The sequence below is a fragment of the Mycobacterium sp. genome, assembly GCF_032159565.1.
Taxonomy (GTDB): domain Bacteria; phylum Actinomycetota; class Actinomycetes; order Mycobacteriales; family Mycobacteriaceae; genus Mycobacterium.
This window is the reverse complement of sequence record NZ_JAVHWR010000110.1, coordinates 36,091-52,459: the sequence shown is the minus strand read 5'-3', so window position 1 is coordinate 52,459 and position 16,369 is coordinate 36,091. Positions and strand designations below refer to the sequence as shown.

Sequence of the window (16,369 nt, the reverse complement as noted above, 5' to 3'; positions counted from 1 at the left end):
GGAAGGTCGGCATGGCGTCGCGGGCCAGTGCACCGAGCGACGAGTCGTCGGTGGGCACATCCCGCCAGCCCAGCACCTCCAGGCCCTCGGCCTGCGCGATCTTCTCGACGGAATCGCAGGCCGCTGCGGCATCCTTGGACGACTGCGGCAGGAATGCGATGCCCGTGGCATAGCTGCCCTCCTCGGGCAGCTCGAAGTCGACGACGGCTCGCAGGAACGCGTGGGGGACCTGCAACAGGATGCCCGCGCCGTCACCGGTGTGCGGTTCCGCGCCCTGGGCACCGCGGTGCTCCAGATTGACCAGGGCCATGATGGCCTTGTCGACGATGTCGCGGCTGCGGCGGCCGTGCATGTCCGCGACCATGGCGACGCCACACGCGTCATGTTCGAACGCGGGGTTGTAGAGCCCCTGCGCACGCGAGGAGCGAGACAATCCCTGCGCACGCGAGGAGCCGGACAACCCCTGGTTACCGGGCGCCATTCCCACCTAGCCCTTCAAGACTCACTGGAACACTGTTGGCCACCGACGACGGCGTCAGCCGATCATGGCGGTGGCGGTGCCTGCGTGCAGCACTGAACGACGACCCCTACCCCACTTGGCACAAGTGGGGAAAACGATATGACAAACCCCGCCTGACATGCCAACTTAGTAGCACCTAACTAGATCGATTGGCCCCCACGGCAACGCTGCCCCATTCGCTGCCAATGATACGAGCGAATTCGTTGCACGCCTTCGATTTTCAGTCGCCCAAGCTGCGGCCGTCGCCGCGGTCCGCTGCGCCCGGGTGCGATCAAAATCACTAGCGTGAATTGCTGGCGGCTGGTCAGAATTGTCAAGACGTGGGTAAAGCCGACTACACCACGTTTGCTATAAAGCCTAGCCAGATTCTTAGATTCCGCCCGCGGCCCGCCCGCTCCCCTCACCGGGCGGGCCGCGGGTCGATCAGCGGTGCACCGTCTGTCCGCCGCGCTCGGCCAGCGACCGCAGCTGCTTCAGGGCGAATGTGCGGCCGCGGCCACCCTCCGGGATGTGGATGCCGGCCCACAGTCCCTGGGCGCCCGGCATCTCGCAGGCCTCCTTCGCGCACAGCCAGCGGCGCGGGCAGGATCGGCATACCGCCTTGGTCTGGTCATCGGTTGCGGTCATCCACCGGTCGGGGTCCTGCGTGCACGCGCCGATCTGGTTGTCGGTCAACACGGGCATCTCGATCATGACGGTCATGGCCGCTTCCTCTCGCTCGGTGGCGTTGCTCAAACCGTAGCGTTGTTTCCGTAGCATTGCAACAGTTGCTACGGGTTCGATGCGTCCGCGAGGTTGGCCGCCCGGCGTCGGATCTGCTGGCTACACTGGGCGGGTGGAAGAGGACGCCGGCGATCCGGGCATAGCCCGCGCTGGCGCCGCAGTCGCAGCCCGGCGTCGCGAATTGGATATCAAGCAGCGGAATCTCGCGAAGTACAAGATCATCAACGCAGGCGCGTTGATCGCCTTCGAGAAGGGCCGCAGCTGGCCGAGGGAACGGACAAGGGCCAAGCTGGAAGAGATCCTGCAGTGGCCCGCCGGAACCATAGCGACGATACGGTACGGCGGTTCGGTTCCCGGTGCAGCATCCGAGCCGCAGGCGGACGACGGCACCGCGTCGCTGATCGCGGGCACGGTCGAGGTGGCGATGACGACGATCGGCGCAGCCATCGAGGCGCTGCCCGCCGAGGACGACCTGCAATTCGCCCACCGAGCCACCGTGATTCTGACCGAACTGCGCAAGCTGGAAGCGGTGGTGGCGCGCGCCGCGCAACGCAGCCGCGGCACGGCCGACGTCGTGCTTGCCCTGCGGACGGTGCGCGGTCGCTACGACGAATTGATGTTTCGCACGGCCGCCGCGCCACGGGCGACGCTGGGCCAGCGGCTCTACGTCGCACGCAGGCGGGCCAGCCTGTCGGCCGCCGAGACTGCTAACGCAGCAGGCTTACCGGTCGAGCTCGTGCACGCGGTCGAGGCCGGCGAGCCTGCGACCGACGCAGACACCGCCATCCTGAATGAACTCATCGCGTCACTCGATAGCTGATACTGGGTTCCGTGCCGCTGTCCGATCTGGTCCGCAACGTCGGCGATGTGTTGTCACGCGCCGACACGCTGTTCGGGACCGCCGACCCCGGCACGATCGCCGCGGCTGCCGACCGTCTGACCGATGCGACGGACACCATCCGAGCAGGGCAGGAACAGGCCGCGTCGATGACGGGTGACGCGATCACCGACTACACCGATTTCGCGCAGAGTACTCGCGACGCGCTCGACCACCTGTCGGGCGTCGAGTCCAGCCTCTGCCACCACCTGCAGGAGGCCGCGGAGGCGGTGACAGCGGCGCACTCCGCCTCGCAGGCGGCGCTTCACGTGGTGTCGTCGGCATCGGATGCGGTCGGACACATGACGGATTCACCGGCCGCCGATTTGGCCGTTATCCGTGCCCTGCGCGCACAGGTCGCTGACGAGCTCGAGTTGATCCGCACCCACCAGGCGGTCGCCGAGCAGCTCGGTGCGCAGTTGCGCGGGCTCGGCTACTGAACGTCGGGGCGTAGATCCAGCCGACGCAGCAGCTGCGCGTTGAGCGCGACCACCACCGTCGACGCGGACATCAACAGTGCACCGACCGACATCGGCATTACGAAGCCGATCGGCGCCAGCACACCGGCGGCTAACGGAACGGCGACGAGGTTGTATCCCGCTGCCCACCAAAGGTTTTGCTGCATCTTGCGATAGGTCGCCTTGGACAGCCTGATCACCGAAAGGACGGAACGCGGGTCCGAGCTCGCGAGGATGACACCCGCCGATGCGATCGCGACGTCGGTGCCCGCGCCGATGGCAATGCCGACGTCGGCCTGGGCCAGCGCAGGCGCGTCGTTGACGCCGTCGCCGACCATCGCGACTTTGCGCCCTTCGCCCTGCAGCTCGGCCACCTTGGCCGCCTTGTCCTCGGGCCGCACACCCGCGAACACCCGACCGATGCCGACCTCGCGGGCGACCGCCATGGCCACCGGCTCGGCGTCGCCGGTGATCATCACGACCTCGATACCAAGGCGGTGCAGGGCGTCGACGGCCTGACGCGACTCCGGTCGCACTTCGTCGGCCAGCTTCAGCGCGCCCACCACGGATCCGTCGACCAGGACGTGCAACACGATCGCACCTTCGTCGTGCCACGCTCCTGCATCGGGCAACTCCGGCTGACCAGCCTCCCGCAATAGCCGCGGCCCACCGACGCGGACCTGGCGGCCGTCGACCGTCGCCGTCACCCCGACGGCGGGCGACGACGAAAAGCCCGACGCTGGATGGATCTTGACGTTCCGCTTCCGCGCCGCCGCGACGATGGCGGTGGCGAGCGGATGTTCGGAGCCCGCCTCGGCGGCCGCGGCCCATGCGAGTACCTCGAGTTCTGAGTGGCCGTCCGCTGTCGCCACGGCGGTGACACTGGGCTCACCCTTGGTCAGGGTGCCGGTCTTGTCGAACAGCACGGCGCCGACAGTCCGCATGGTCTCCAGCGCCAGCCGGTCCTTCACCAGCACACCGCCGCGGGCCGCCCGCTCGGTGGCGATCGACACCACCAGCGGTATCGCCAGGCCCAGCGCGTGCGGGCAGGCGATCACCAGCACGGTGATGGTCCTGATGACCGCCTCCTCCGGCCTGCCGATGAAGCCCCACACCACCCGGTGATGACGGCCGCGCCCAGCGCGAACCAGAACAGCCAGCCGGCCGCGGTGTCGGCCAGCCGCTGCGCCCGCGACGTGGAGTTCTGCGCCTCGGTCACCAATCGTTGGATGCCCGCGAGCGCGGTGTCGTCGCCGACGGCGGAGACCCGCACGCGCAGGCCGGAATCGGTCGCGACGGTGCCGGCGACGACGCGTTCGCCCACGCCGCGGCGCACCGGTCGGGACTCACCGGTGACCATCGACTCGTTCATGTCGGCTGCGCCGTCGACGATCTCGCCGTCGGCGGGCACGCTGCCGCCGGGGCGCACGACCACGACGTCATTGCGCCGTAGCTCCGACGGAGCGACCGTCACGATCTCGTCCCCCTCGACCCGTTCGGCCTCGTCCGGCAGCAGTGCGGCAAGGGATTCCAGCGCCGAGCTGGTCTGGGCCAGCGACCGCATCTCGATCCAGTGCCCGAGAAGCATGATGACGATCAGCAGTGCCAGCTCCCACCAGAAATCAAGCTGGTGGTCGAGCACGCCGAGACTGGCGCCCCACGACGAGACGAACGCCACCGTGATGGCCAGCCCGATCAGCAGCATCATTCCCGGTGCGCGAGAGCGGATCTCGCTGACCGCACCGGTCAGAAACGGCCGGCCGCCCCAGAAGTACATGACGGTGCCGAGCACCGGCGAGACCCAGCGCACAGCAGGCAACTCGGGCAGGGGGTAGCCGAGAATCGCCGAAAACATGCCGGACAGCGCCACCGTCGGCACGGCCAGCACGAGCATGATCCAGAACAACCTGCGGAACTGCGCGACGTGGTCGTGATGTGCGCCGTGGCCGCCCATGCGCAGCATCCTATACCCCATGGGGGTATAGAGGCAGGTAAAGTTCGTCGCCGATGACGGCACCGGCGGCAGGTCCCGATCAGCCCGGCGAATCGATGCGGGGTTCGGTACACATCTGTGTCACGGCGATCGTCGCGGGCGTGCTCATCGGTTTAGTCGGCGGAGCTTTTCGCTGGTGTCTTCAAGAAGCCGATGAACTGCGCATCGACCTCGTCGAATGGGCGCACCAGCTGCCCGGGCCCGGGTGGCTGATCCCCATGGCCGCCGCCGCGGCAGGCGCGACGCTGGCCGCGCTGATCGTGCGATGGGAACCGCTGGCCGCCGGAAGCGGTATCCAACACGTCGAAGCGGTGTTCCTCAACGAGGCCCGGCCGCCGCTCATCCGATTGGTTCCTGCGAAGTTCATCGGTGGTGTGCTGAGCATGGGGTCAGGACTCGTGCTGGGCCGCGAGGGGCCGACGGTGCATATGGGTGCCGCGATCGGAGCCGAAGCGGCCCGGCGCGCCCGGCTGCCCGATTCCGAGATCAGGATGATGCAAACGGCGCTCGGCGGCGCCGGCCTGGCGGTCGCGTTCAACGCGCCGATCGGCGGCACCCTCTTCACCCTCGAAGAGGTGACGAAGTCGTTCCGCGTGAAAACAGTCCTGGCAACGCTGTTTTCGGCTGCCGCGGCTGTGGCCTGCTCACGGCTGATCCTGGGAAACCACGCCGACTTCCGGGTCGAGCCCATCGGCGCACCCGCTCTCGCGTGGCTGCCTCTTTTCGTCGTTTTCGGACTGCTGACCGGATGTCTTGGTGCCGCTTACAACAAATTGGTGCTGTGGTTTCTTGACCACGTCGCCGCGATTCGCCGAGTCCCGGCGCTGGCGAAGGCAGCCATCATCGGTGCCATCGTCGGGTTCGCCATGTTCGTGTATCCGCTCGCGGTGGGCGGCGGCGAGGACCTGACGCAACACATCCTCGGCGGAGGGCACATCGCTGTCTCGGTCGTCATCGGAATCCTCGCCGTGCGGATCGTCGCAGGCCCTCTGTCATATTCGGCAGCGGTGCCGGGCGGCCTGTTCGCGCCACTGCTCGCGGTGGGCGCGCTGTGGGGACTGGTCTTCGCCGGCGGGTTCAACGCCCTATGGCCAGGAGACGCAAGGCAATTGGCGATCCCGATGGCGCTCGTCGGAATGGCGGCGTTGTTCGGAGCCACCATTCGTGCGCCGGTGACCGGAATGGTCGTCGTCACAGAGATGACCGCGACGACCGCGACGCTTGTGCCCATGATGGCCGCGACCGCAGCAGCGGTGTTCGCCGCCTACGCCGTGGGATCGGCGCCGATCTATGACAGTCTTCGAGAGCGGATGCCCGACGAAACAGCCATCGAGCGACGCGGTAACGGTTAGCAGATCGCGTCCATCACGATGATTTCTTTCCCGAAACGATTCGGCAACAATCCATTCGCCGAGCAGTATCTGCGTGCCATTCTCACAGCCATGACTCCGCCCACCATGCTGCATCGATTGACGGCCGAATTCATCGGCACCTTCTGGTTGGTCCTCGGAGGTTGCGGCAGCGCGGTCTTCGCCGCGAAGTTCGAGTCGTCCGACGGCGTCTCGCTGGGCATCGGATTCCTCGGTGTCGCGCTGGCATTCGGCCTGACCGTGCTCACCGGCGTCTACGCCTTCGGCACGATCTCCGGCGGCCACTTCAACCCGGCCGTCACCCTGGGCGCCGCCCTGGCGCGCCGCGTCGAGTGGAAAGCGTTGCCCGGCTACTGGATTGTGCAGGTGCTTGGCGGGCTGGTGGCCGGCCTGGTGATCCTGGTGGTGGCCAACGGTAAGGAGGGCTTCGACGCGACAGGCAACATGGCAGCCAACGGGTACGGCGCCCATTCGCCGGGTGGCTACTCGCTGTTGGCCGTCGCGATCACCGAGGTCGTCCTCGCCGGTGTGTTCCTGCTCGTCATCCTGGGCTCGACCGACGACCGCGCACCCGCGTCAAAAGGCTTCGCGGGGCTGTCGATCGGATTGACCCTGACGCTGATCCACCTGATCTCGATCCCGATCTCGAACACATCGGTGAACCCGGCGCGTTCGACCGGCGTCGCGTTCTTCAACGGCGACGGCGCACCCGCGCAGCTGTGGGTCTTCTGGCTCGCACCGCTGATCGGGGCGGCCATCGCAGGCCTCGCCTACCCGTATCTGTTCGGCGGAAGCCAGGAACTCGCCGACCAGCCCGTGCGCGACGACGCCCTGGAGGATGAGACCGGTACTACTTGACCGGTGCCTTCTTCTTGGCTCGGCTCGCGGCCGCCTTCTCGGTCTTGGCACCGTCATTGGCCAGTTGGCCGCCGGCGTTTTCGAGGTGTGCACGCACGAACCACTGAAACTTCTCCAACTCGGCCGAATGCGCGATCAGCATGTCCTCGGTGATCGGGTCGAGATCCTCGATCCGGTCGATGGACTTGCGGGTGTCCTCGATGATTCCCGTGTAGACGAGATCGAGAGCGGCCAGGTGCGCCTGCACGGTGTCCCGCTCGACCGAATAGTCGTCCCAGGTCCGGTCGTTGATGATCGCACCGGGCGTGCCCAGCGGTGACTTGCCAAGCGTGGCGATCCGCTCAGCCACCTCGTCGGCGTAGCCGCGGACGAGTTCGACCTGCGGGTCGATCATCTCGTGCACACCAATGAAGTTCGGGCCGACCACGTTCCAGTGCACGTGCTTCAACGTGAGGTGCAGGTCGTTGTATCGGCTGAGCGCCTTCTGCAGCAACTCGGCTACCTCGCCACCCTGCTTCTCCGACAAACCTGGGACCGTGAACTGAGTCATCGAAAGCTCCTTCGCACATGATGAACCGTCGGGCTTACGACTACCCGGGGCGGCGGTGCGGTAATCACGCCGCGGAGCACGTCACAGATCGGCCAGATTCGGTATCGCTTGACGGGCGCCGAAGCGTGGGTTGCGGGCCAGACCGCTGACCTCGAGAAGTCGCACGGCCCTGTGCCGGTGAGGACGGACCGGTGCAAGCAATTCGACCATCGCGTCGTCGTCGATGGGATGACCAAGCAGGCTCGAACCGACCACCTTCGCCAGGTGATAGTCCCCGATCGACAGTGCGTCGGCGTCGCCGAACGCGCGTTGTGCCGTCTCTGCCGCCGTCCATATTCCGACGCCGGGCAGCGAGGTCAGCGCCTCCCGCGCCTGTTCGGTCGGCCGCACGACGAGTCGCTCCAGCGAGTCGGCGCGCTGCGCACAGCCGATCACCGTGCGCGCCCTTGCAGGGTCGACGTTGGCGAGGTGGAACTCCCATGACGGGATGCGGCGCCACACCTCGGCGGGCGGGGGAACGCGCATCCGGGCAGGCGCCGGGCCCGGCGCGGGCGATCCGAACTTGGTGACCAGCAACCGCCACGCCCGAAAGGCATCCTTGCCTGCCACCCGCTGTTCGAGCACCGCCGGAATCAGGGCCTCCAGCACCCGCCCGGTGCGGCCAAGCCGTAGATGAGGCATCCGCCGATGCGCCTCGGCGATCGTCGGTTCCTCGGGGGCGAAGTCAGCCGCGTCATCGTCGGCGCCCAGCAGTGCGGGGACCCCTTCGGCGAATTCCGCTGCGCCGCGGCCCCATGCCTCACACCCGATGGTGCGCGGACCTGACCGGCTGATGCGCGCCGTCACCGGTCCGGTGGGCATCAGCCCGGTGCGCCAGACGGCACCGTCGGGTGCGGTCAGATAACACGGGTCGCCACCACCGCGGCGCAACGGTGACAGCGTGTGACCTGGGCTCGCGGGTCCCGGGAACTCGACGCTGCATTCGACGGCTTCAGACATTGATGACGTAATAGTGACATTGATTCCGGTTCGGCCGCCTCGGCTGGGGGTATGGAGGGGACGCAAATAGGCTGGCGGCCTGCTGTGGGTCGGGAAAGGGGTGCGGGTTGGGTGTCAATGGTCGGCTGTTCGCACCCGCGCTTCACCCCGCCCCGGCGGTGAGTTGCCAAACCGACGGTCAGTTCGACGTCTGGCGAAGTAGTGTCCGTAAGTCGGTTCTGGGCTCTGTCGACCAGTTCATCGCCGATCGTTGCGCCCTCGATCTGCGCGACGCCGGCGTCGACGTGGCCGCCGATGTGCTGGTCGGATTCGTCGGCGCCGGTAAGTGTCTGCGCTCGACGTTCATGTTCCTGGGCTGGTTGTGTGGCGCAGAGCCGTCTCATGCCGCGCTGCGTGCCGCCGCGAGCCTCGAGCTGTTGCACGCCTTCGCGCTGCTGCAGGACGACGTCATGGACGGCTCGCCGCTGCGTCGCGGCCGGGCGTCGGCGCACGTGCAGTTCGCCGACTGGCACCGCGGCCGTGGACTCTCCGGATCTGCAGAGCGGTTCGGTGAATCGGCGGCGGTACTGCTCGGTGACCTGTGCCTGGTGTGGGCGGAGCAGATGATGCGCGACTCCGGGGTCGATCATCGCGCGCTGACCAGGGCATGGCCCCGGTACGACGCGATGCGCAGCGAATTGGCGGTCGGACAATTCGCCGACCTGGTCAATGATGTCGGCGGGCTGCCTACCCTGGATGAGGTGCTGGACGTAGCACGACGCAAGTCGGGCAATTACACGGTGCGCCGGCCGTTGGAGATCGGTGCGGCGATGGCAGGCTGCGGCGATCGCCTGCTGATCCGGCTCGGCCGTTACGGCGACGCGGTCGGCGAAGCCTTTCAGCTGCGCGACGATCTGCTCGGCATCTTCGGCTCACCCGAGATCACCGGTAAACCGGCAGGCGCCGACCTCACCGAGCACAAGGCGACCAGCATCGTGGTGGCCGCACATCAGATGGCCGACCTGACGCTGAGGCGTCAGCTGGCCGAGCTGATGAACACGGCCGAACTCGACCTAGCCGGCGTCGAAAGGTGGCGCAGCCTGATCGTGGCCACGGGCGCGGTGGAGCGGATCGAGGAGATGATCGCCGACCGGTTGCGCCGTGCATCGGAATGGATCTACGAAAGCCGTCTCGATGAGGCGATGCGCTCGGCGCTGCTCACCATGGCCTCGGTCTGCACCCAGCGGGCGGCGTGATGCGAGCCATCGGGGGCAGAACGGACCACGTGGTGGTCGTCGGCGCGGGCCTCGCCGGATTGTCCGCCGCGTTGCACCTGGCAGGCCGTGGCCGTGCGGTGACCGTCGTGGAACGCGGCGACGTTCCCGGCGGACGGGTCGGCAGGCTCGACGTCGGCGGCTATCGGCTGGACACCGGCCCGACGGTTCTCACCATGCCCGACCTGATCGACGAAACCTTCGCAGCCGTCGGCGAATCCACCGCCGACCGACTCGAGCTGGAGTCCGTCGACCCCGCATACCGTGCCCTCTTCTCAGACGGCAGCGCACTGGACGTGCACAGCGATCGCGAGGCGATGGCCGCCGAGGTGGAACGGCTCGCGGGTCCGCAGCAGGCGCAGGGCTATCTGCGGCTGCGCGACTGGCTCACGCGGCTGTACCAGGTCGAGTTCGACGGCTTCATCGCCTCTAACTTCGACTCTCCGTTGTCGTTGTTGACTCCGCAGCTCGCCCGCCTCACCGCGCTCGGCGCCTTCCGACGATGGGACCGGGTGGTCAAGCGGTTCATCACCGATCCGCGGTTGCACCGCATCTTCACCTTCCAGGCGCTCTACGCAGGGGTCCCACCCCAGCGGGCGCTCGCGGTGTACGCCGTCATCGCCTACATGGACACCGTCGCCGGTGTGTACTTCCCGCGCGGTGGAATGCGTGCACTGCCCGATGCGCTGGCTGCCGCCGCCGCCGATGCGGGCGTCGAATTCCGTTATGGCGCAACGGTGAGCGGGCTGGATCGCCGCGGTGACCGCGTTCGGGCCGTTGACACCGACACAGGCGAGCGCATCCACGCCGACGCCGTCATCCTCACCACCGAACTGCCCGACACCTACCGGCTGCTCGGCCGCACCCCCCGCCGACTGTTGTCGCTGCGGCCCTCGCCGTCCGCGGTCGTCGCCCACATCGGCTGTCGATCGGCCGACGGTGAAATGCCGCACCACCACATCCTCTTCGGTGATACCTGGGATCAGACGTTCCGCGAAATCATCGACGACGGTGTCGTGATGAGCGATCCGTCTCTGCTGGTGACCAGGCCGACGGCGGGAGATCGGGCACTGGCACCGCCCGGACGTGATCTGCTCTACGTGCTGGCGCCGGCTCCGAACCTTTCGCGGGGAACGGTCGACTGGGACAGCGTCGGCGGCGCCTATGCCGAGAGCATGGTGGCCGCTGTCACCGATCGGCTCCCAGCGCTCGGGGTCGATACCGAACTGCTGCACGTCGTCAACCCGGCGGACTGGGCCGAACAGGGCATGGTGGCGGGCACACCGTTCGCGCTGGCGCACACGTTCGGCCAGACAGGACCGTTCCGCCCGGCCAACACGGTTCGCGGCATCGACAACGTCGTGCTGGCCGGCTCGTCGACGGTGCCGGGCGTCGGTGTTCCGACCGCCCTGCTGTCGGGACGGCTTGCAGCCGATCGGGTTACCGGTGCCGTCACCCGCAGCGTGGCAACGCACATCGGGAGTGGTCACCCATGATTCGCTCAGAGCTCGACGCCGCGGGTGTGCGCGATCCAGCATTGCGTGACGCCTACCAACAGTGCCGGCTGCTCAACGCCGAACACGGCCGAACGTTCTTCCTCGCCACCAGGCTGTTGGCGCCGGAACAGCGGCCTGCCGTTCACGCGCTGTACGGCTTCGCGCGGCGTGCCGACGACATCCTCGACGACTTCGACGCCGGCGCCAGTACGGCCGAACGCGCCGAGCGGCTCCAGCTTCTCGCCACCCAATTGTTCAATCAGCTTGTCCAACAACAGGACTACGGTGACGACCCCGCCCTGCGGGCCGTCGTCCACACCGCGCGCCGGTACGGCATTCCCTGGGAGATGTTCGACGACTTCCTGGCTTCCATGCGGATGGACCTGACGGTCACCGACTATCCCGACCGCAAGGCACTCGAGCGTTACATGCACGGATCGGCCGAGGTGATCGGGCTCCAGATGCTGCCGGTGCTGGGCACTGTCTGTCCGCGCGAGGAGGCCGCGCCGTATGCCGCCGCGCTGGGAAAGGCGTTCCAGCTCACCAACTTCCTGCGTGACGTCGACGAGGATCTGCAGCGTGGCCGGGTGTATCTGCCCGCCGACGAGTTGGCCGCCTACCGCGTCGACCGGGACATGCTGACGTGGTGTCACACCAACAGGCGCACCGACGCCCGGGTGCGCAAGGCACTCACCGAACAGCACGCCGCCACCCGCCGGGTCTACGAAGTGGCCCGCAAGGGCATCGAAATGCTCGACCCGCGGTCGCGGCCATGCGTCGCAGTGGCATACACGCTGTACTCGGAGATCCTGGACCGCATCGAGAACATCGACTTCGCGATCTTCGACCAGCGCGCGACCGTCGGCACCGGCAGGCGGCTGCAGGTCGCTGGGATCGGTTTGTGTCGGGCCTGGCGCGCGCGGTTGACGCACGGTAGGTAAGAACTAGACATGGACCGCTGGCAGTATCTGATCGTGCTGGGCGCCTGCCTGCTCATCACCGCGCCGCTGGAGCTATTCGGTGAAGGCGTCTACCGGCAGGCGAGACGCGCCGCCTTCGCCATACTGCCCGTTGCGGTCGTATTCGTGGTGTGGGACGCCGTGGCGATCGCCGCGCACATCTGGACATACAACCCGCGTTACGTCAGCGGCATCGAGCTGCCCGCCGACATCCCCGTCGAAGAACTCCTGTTCTTCATCGTGATCCCGCTCTGCGGGCTGTTCACCTACAACGCCGTCGACACCATCCTGACGTACCTGCAGAAGAAGAGACGCGCCCGATCGGAGCAGTCGACGTGACGGGACTCGGTTACACGTTGCCGGCCGTGCTGGCGGTGATCGCGGTGTGCGCATTGGAGTTCGGCCTGCTCCACACCGGCCTTTTCCGCCGCCCTGCCTACTGGATCTCGATGGTGATCGTGTTCGGCTTCCAGATACCCGTCGACGGCTGGCTCACCAAATTGTCCGCCCCGATCGTCATCTACGACGACAGCCACACCAGCGGCATCAGGGTTCCCTTCGACATTCCCGTCGAGGATTTCCTGTTCGGCTTCGCCCTGGTGACCGGGGTGCTGCTGCTGTGGGAACGTCAGCGGCTACGCGATAGCAAGGCAGGGAGTGCCAAATGACGAACCGTAAATCTTCGCGGACGCGAGGAGCACAGAAAACAGAGGTGCCCGCCGCGTTCGACGCGGGCGCGGCGGCCTACGACGGCCTGGTCGACGCCAACCCCGGCTATCACCGCCACCTTCGGATATCCGCCGAGCGGATGCGTCTTGTCAACGGCGGCAAGGGACTACGGCTGCTCGACGCGGGCTGCGGCACCGGTGCGTCCACTGCGGCCCTGCTGTCGGTGGCCCCGCAGGCCGACATCGTGGCCGTCGACGCCTCGTCGGGAATGCTGGCCGAGGCCGCCGCCAAAGACTGGCCCGCATCCGTGCGATTCGTGCACAGCCGCATCGAGGACATCGCCGAAGCCGGTGTCGAGGGGCCCTTCGACGGCATCTTCGCGGCGTACCTGCTGCGCAACCTCGAGGACCCCGACGCTCAGTTGCGGGAGTTTCTGGCGCTGTTGCGGCCAGGGGCGACGCTTGCGGTGCACGAGTACTCGGTCCGCGACTCCCGGGTCGCGACGGCCATGTGGAACGCGGTATGCGCCACCATCATCATCCCGATGGGCAAGCTGCGCAGCGGGGATGCCGGCCTCTACCGCTACCTGCGGCGCAGCGTCAACGAATTCGATGGCGCGGACGCCTTCCTGAACCGGCTGCGGGACAACGGCTTCACGAGTGCGCGTAGCGAGACGGTGCCGGGTTGGCAGCGCAACATCGTGCACACATTCCTCGCAGAGGCGCCCGCATGACCGACCCCCGTCGCGCCAGTCATCCCGCGGCGCCCGGTCTGCCCGATGCCGGTTCGTTGGGCAGCACGCCGCACGTCGTCGTGGTGGGCGGCGGCATCGCCGGGCTGGCGGCGGCTACCGGGCTGATCGAGCGCGGCGTGACCGTCGACGTCGTCGAGCGCGAGCCCTACCTCGGCGGCCGCGTCGGCGGGTGGACCGACAAGGCCCAGGACGGCACCGACCTGCCGATGAACCGCGGCTTTCACGCATTCTTCCGCCAGTACTACAACCTGCGGGACATGTTGCGCCGCATCGACTCCGGTCTGGGGATGCTCACCGCCGTCGAGGACTACCCACTGGTCGACGGGCAGGGTAGGCGCGACACGTTCCGCGGCCTGCCGCAGAAGCCGCCGCTGAACGCGTTGGCGTTCGCCTTGCGCAGCCCGACGTTCCGGCTGCGGGATCTGGCCCGGCTCAACGCCCGCGCCGCCGCGCCGTTGGCAGCGGTGTCGGTACCGGATATCTACCAGCGGCTCGACCACCTCGACGCGGACGCCTTCCTGCGCGCCATCAACTTTCCCGCGGCCGCCCGCCATCTCGCGTTCGAAGTGTTCTCGCGCAGCTTCTTCGCCGAACCGGGCGCGCTGTCCGCCGCCGAGCTCGCCACCATGTTCCACATCTACTTCCTCGGCTCCAGCGAGGGCCTGATCTTCGACGTGGCGAATGCCAACTTCGATGTCGCGCTGTGGAATCCGTTGCGCGCGTATCTGGAGTCGCGCGGCGCGCGGTTCCACACCGGTGTATCGGTCACGGCGGTGAGCACCGACCCGGGCCTGCGTGTGCATCCCGATTCCGGCACGGACTTCGACTGCGACGGAGTGGTTTTGGCCACCGATGTGGCGAGCCTGCAGCGCATCGTCGTCGGGTCGCCTTCGCTCGGAGACGACGCATGGCGGGCGCGGGTCGCGGCGATGGGAGTCGCGCCGCCGTTCGTGGTGCAGCGGCTGTGGCTGGATCGGCTCGTAGATGCAGATCGCGCACCGTTTCTCGGGACAGGCGGCCGCCCCCCGCTGGACAATGTCAGTGTGCTCGAACGCTACGAGCGGGAAGCGACGGCGTGGTCCCGGCGCACCTCCGGTTCGGTCGTCGAACTGCATTCTTACGCGGTGACCGGACCGCGCGAGGGCCTCGGCGACCGCATGCGCGCCCGACTGTACGAGCTCTACCCGGAGATCCGGGATGCCGAGATCCTTCATGAAAGGGTGCTGTGCCGCAGCGACTGCCCGCGGTTCGCACCAGGCGATCACGCCACGCGGCCGACCGTCACGACTCCGCATCGCGGCGTCATGCTGGCCGGTGACGGCATTCGGATAGACCTGCCCGTCGCACTGATGGAACGCGCCGCAACGACCGGCTGGTCGGCGGCGAACCACCTGCTCGGCCATTACGGGCTGGCGGGCCATGTCCTGCACACCGTGCCGGTGCAGGGCCGGTCGGGCGCTCTGCGGCGGCTGGCGCAGCGGGATAAACAGCTGGTGCGATGAGCGTGTTCACCGGTCTGAAAACGAAATGGGCGAAGACGTCGCCCTTCAGGGTGCTTCAGCGCGAACAGTGGGCGAGCCAGCGACCCACCTTCAAAGATGCCGAGCCGGCCATCATCGACGCCGCGCTGCAGCGATCGCAGCGCCGACTCAGCGGCAACTGGTTTGCGTTCGCCGCCAGCGACGCGATCCGCAACCGCCCGTTCGGCACATCGGTCGGCGGGCTCGAGATCGTGGCGTGGCGCGACACCGACAGCACCCTTCACGTCGGGCCTGCGACATGCCCGCACCTCGGCGCGGACCTGGCGACGGGCACGGTGGATCGCGGCGCGCTCATCTGCCCGTGGCACGGACTGCGCCTCGAAGGTGGCCGCGAATTCGGCTGGAAACCGTACCCGGCTCACGACGACGGGGTGCTGGCGTGGGTCCGGCTCGATCGCATCGGCGGCGAGCAACCGACCGAAGCTCCGGTGGTGCCGGTCAGGCCCCACGGTGCGAGCATGCACGCCGTCACCCGGCTGGTGGGCACCTGTGAACCCAGCGACATCATCGCCAACCGGCTGGATCCGTGGCACGGCGGCTGGTATCACCCATACTCGTTCGCCCACCTCGACGTGTTGTCCGCCCCGCCGGTGGACGCCGACCTACCGCAGGAGCAGGACCGCTTCCTGGTGCCGGTGACGTTCCACATCGGCCGGTTCGGCGTGCCGGTCGTCGCTGAGTTCGCCGCCCCGGGGCCACGCACCATCGTGATGCGCATCATCGACGGCGAGGGCGCAGGCAGCGTCGTCGAAACGCACGCCACACCGGTCGGGCCGGGACCCGACGGGCTCCCGCTCAGTGCGGTGATCGAGGCGGTCATCGCGCACTCCGATCGCCCCGGCTTCGGGCATGCCCTGCGCGCACGACGGCTGATCGCGCCCTTCATGCGGCAGGCGGCGGCCAGACTGTGGCGCGACGACCTCGCCTACGCCGAACGGCGCTATCGGGTGCGCACCCGCGGTTAGGCGGCGACCGAAATGTCGGCCTTGTCGGGATAGAACGCGACATGACCGGCGATGCCCGCGACCGCCGGGTACGGCTGTACGTACGTCCAGATCGCGTCGTCGACGGTATCGCCGGACCCGGTCGTCACGTGGTAGTAGCTGGCGTCGCCCTTGTATGGGCAGTACGTCGTGGTGTCGCTCGACGTCAGCGCGGTTTGCACGACGTCGCCGATCGGGATGTACTGAACGGCCGGATACGTCGACTCCTGCAGGGTCAGCGCGCTGTCGCTCTCCGCAACGACCTCGCCGTTCACCCGCACGGTGACATGCTTACCTGTGGGTGCGACGGTGATCGGGTGGTCGGCGCCGGGCTCGCGAACGGGTTTCTCGGTCATGGCTGTCTCT

General features: G+C 67.7%; 17 protein-coding genes and 1 pseudogene. 12 read left to right on the top strand and 6 right to left on the bottom strand.

Translation table 11 applies throughout. The features are described 5' to 3' along the window. A partial coding sequence (locus tag QOC76_RS13935) for a hypothetical protein (RefSeq protein ID WP_526357427.1) occupies positions 1–364 on the bottom strand: 364 nt, incomplete at its 3' end. Between the two features lie 579 nt (positions 365–943). Beyond that, entirely contained in the window at positions 944–1,222 is a 279-nt protein-coding gene (locus QOC76_RS13930) for a WhiB family transcriptional regulator (protein ID WP_526357421.1), read from the bottom strand. Between the two features lie 133 nt (positions 1,223–1,355). Between QOC76_RS13930 and QOC76_RS13925 the strand changes: the two genes are divergently transcribed. Next, positions 1,356–2,063 carry a transcriptional regulator gene (locus QOC76_RS13925; RefSeq protein WP_526357420.1) on the top strand — a complete coding sequence of 236 codons (708 nt, stop codon included), beginning with the start codon at positions 1,356–1,358 and terminating at the stop codon, positions 2,061–2,063. Positions 2,064–2,074: 11 nt separating this feature from the next. Further along, on the top strand, positions 2,075–2,560 hold the full coding sequence (locus tag QOC76_RS13920) for a hypothetical protein (protein ID WP_526357419.1): 486 nt from the start codon (positions 2,075–2,077) through the stop codon (positions 2,558–2,560). Here QOC76_RS13920 and QOC76_RS13915 read toward each other — a convergent pair. After that, positions 2,554–4,532: pseudogene (locus QOC76_RS13915) on the bottom strand (heavy metal translocating P-type ATPase). The gene QOC76_RS13920 and the pseudogene QOC76_RS13915 overlap by 7 nt on opposite strands. 53 nt (positions 4,533–4,585) lie before the next feature. Here QOC76_RS13915 and QOC76_RS13910 point away from each other — a divergent pair. Then, a complete protein-coding gene (locus QOC76_RS13910; RefSeq protein ID WP_526357418.1) occupies positions 4,586–5,923 on the top strand; it encodes a H(+)/Cl(-) exchange transporter ClcA in 1,338 nt (445 codons plus the stop codon). A 90-nt stretch (positions 5,924–6,013) separates the two neighbouring features. Continuing rightward, the gene (aqpZ, locus tag QOC76_RS13905; RefSeq protein WP_526357417.1) at positions 6,014–6,799 is read left to right on the top strand and encodes an aquaporin Z; all 786 of its coding nucleotides are present in this window, start codon (positions 6,014–6,016) and stop codon (positions 6,797–6,799) included. On the opposite strand, the gene QOC76_RS13900 is transcribed toward aqpZ, so the two are convergent. Both QOC76_RS13900 and QOC76_RS13895 read right to left on the bottom strand, forming a co-directional pair. Further along, on the bottom strand, positions 6,792–7,349 hold the full coding sequence (locus QOC76_RS13900) for a Dps family protein (protein WP_526357416.1): 558 nt from the start codon (positions 7,347–7,349) through the stop codon (positions 6,792–6,794). The two genes, aqpZ and QOC76_RS13900, sit on opposite strands and share 8 nt — an antisense overlap. Positions 7,350–7,430: 81 nt before the next feature. Beyond that, on the bottom strand, positions 7,431–8,348 hold the full coding sequence (locus tag QOC76_RS13895; RefSeq protein ID WP_526357415.1) for a DNA-3-methyladenine glycosylase family protein: 918 nt from the start codon (positions 8,346–8,348) through the stop codon (positions 7,431–7,433). A gap of 125 nt (positions 8,349–8,473) precedes the next feature. On the opposite strand from QOC76_RS13895, the gene QOC76_RS13890 reads away from it, so the two are divergent. The 8 genes from QOC76_RS13890 to QOC76_RS13855 are packed head-to-tail and all read left to right on the top strand — an operon-like array spanning position 8,474 to position 15,985. Then, a complete protein-coding gene (locus tag QOC76_RS13890; protein WP_526357426.1) occupies positions 8,474–9,583 on the top strand; it encodes a polyprenyl synthetase family protein in 1,110 nt (369 codons plus the stop codon). Next, entirely contained in the window at positions 9,583–11,097 is a 1,515-nt protein-coding gene (gene crtI / locus QOC76_RS13885) for a phytoene desaturase family protein (RefSeq protein WP_526357414.1), read from the top strand. Before QOC76_RS13890 ends, crtI begins: the two co-directional genes overlap by 1 nt. After that, entirely contained in the window at positions 11,094–12,038 is a 945-nt protein-coding gene (locus QOC76_RS13880; protein ID WP_526357413.1) for a phytoene/squalene synthase family protein, read from the top strand. The genes crtI and QOC76_RS13880 overlap by 4 nt, the downstream gene beginning before the upstream one ends. A 9-nt stretch (positions 12,039–12,047) precedes the next feature. Further along, the gene (locus QOC76_RS13875; protein ID WP_526357412.1) at positions 12,048–12,395 is read left to right on the top strand and encodes a lycopene cyclase domain-containing protein; all 348 of its coding nucleotides are present in this window, start codon (positions 12,048–12,050) and stop codon (positions 12,393–12,395) included. Further along, on the top strand, positions 12,392–12,724 hold the full coding sequence (locus tag QOC76_RS13870) for a lycopene cyclase domain-containing protein (protein WP_526357411.1): 333 nt from the start codon (positions 12,392–12,394) through the stop codon (positions 12,722–12,724). The genes QOC76_RS13875 and QOC76_RS13870 overlap by 4 nt, the downstream gene beginning before the upstream one ends. Then, positions 12,721–13,458: a class I SAM-dependent methyltransferase gene (locus QOC76_RS13865; RefSeq protein WP_526357410.1), complete on the top strand. Its 738-nt coding sequence runs from the start codon at positions 12,721–12,723 to the stop codon at positions 13,456–13,458. The genes QOC76_RS13870 and QOC76_RS13865 overlap by 4 nt, the downstream gene beginning before the upstream one ends. Then, positions 13,455–14,981, top strand: a complete 1,527-nt coding sequence (locus QOC76_RS13860) for an FAD-dependent oxidoreductase (protein WP_526357409.1) — start codon at positions 13,455–13,457, stop codon at positions 14,979–14,981. Before QOC76_RS13865 ends, QOC76_RS13860 begins: the two co-directional genes overlap by 4 nt. Beyond that, positions 14,978–15,985 (top strand): DUF5914 domain-containing protein, encoded by a 1,008-nt coding sequence (locus tag QOC76_RS13855; RefSeq protein ID WP_526357408.1) that lies wholly within the window; start codon positions 14,978–14,980, stop codon positions 15,983–15,985. Before QOC76_RS13860 ends, QOC76_RS13855 begins: the two co-directional genes overlap by 4 nt. Here QOC76_RS13855 and QOC76_RS13850 read toward each other — a convergent pair. Next, complete coding sequence (locus QOC76_RS13850; protein WP_526357407.1) at positions 15,982–16,359, bottom strand: DUF427 domain-containing protein; 378 nt, start codon at positions 16,357–16,359, stop codon at positions 15,982–15,984. The genes QOC76_RS13855 and QOC76_RS13850 overlap by 4 nt on opposite strands. Between the last annotated feature and the right edge of the window lie 10 nt (positions 16,360–16,369).

What these genes read in the sequence shown, in the direction of transcription:
- QOC76_RS13910 (WP_526357418.1), top strand. Translation starts at nt 4,586, where the DNA reads ATGACGGCACCGGCGGCAGGTCCCGATCAGCCCGGCGAATCGATGCGG.
- QOC76_RS13930 (WP_526357421.1), bottom strand. Translation starts at nt 1,222, where the DNA reads ATGACCGTCATGATCGAGATGCCCGTGTTGACCGACAACCAGATCGGC.
- QOC76_RS13860 (WP_526357409.1), top strand. Translation starts at nt 13,455, where the DNA reads ATGACCGACCCCCGTCGCGCCAGTCATCCCGCGGCGCCCGGTCTGCCC.
- QOC76_RS13865 (WP_526357410.1), top strand. Translation starts at nt 12,721, where the DNA reads ATGACGAACCGTAAATCTTCGCGGACGCGAGGAGCACAGAAAACAGAG.
- QOC76_RS13875 (WP_526357412.1), top strand. Translation starts at nt 12,048, where the DNA reads ATGGACCGCTGGCAGTATCTGATCGTGCTGGGCGCCTGCCTGCTCATC.
- QOC76_RS13880 (WP_526357413.1), top strand. Translation starts at nt 11,094, where the DNA reads ATGATTCGCTCAGAGCTCGACGCCGCGGGTGTGCGCGATCCAGCATTG.
- QOC76_RS13850 (WP_526357407.1), bottom strand. Translation starts at nt 16,359, where the DNA reads ATGACCGAGAAACCCGTTCGCGAGCCCGGCGCCGACCACCCGATCACC.
- aqpZ (WP_526357417.1), top strand. Translation starts at nt 6,014, where the DNA reads ATGACTCCGCCCACCATGCTGCATCGATTGACGGCCGAATTCATCGGC.
- QOC76_RS13855 (WP_526357408.1), top strand. Translation starts at nt 14,978, where the DNA reads ATGAGCGTGTTCACCGGTCTGAAAACGAAATGGGCGAAGACGTCGCCC.
- crtI (WP_526357414.1), top strand. Translation starts at nt 9,583, where the DNA reads ATGCGAGCCATCGGGGGCAGAACGGACCACGTGGTGGTCGTCGGCGCG.
- QOC76_RS13900 (WP_526357416.1), bottom strand. Translation starts at nt 7,349, where the DNA reads ATGACTCAGTTCACGGTCCCAGGTTTGTCGGAGAAGCAGGGTGGCGAG.
- QOC76_RS13895 (WP_526357415.1), bottom strand. Translation starts at nt 8,348, where the DNA reads ATGTCTGAAGCCGTCGAATGCAGCGTCGAGTTCCCGGGACCCGCGAGC.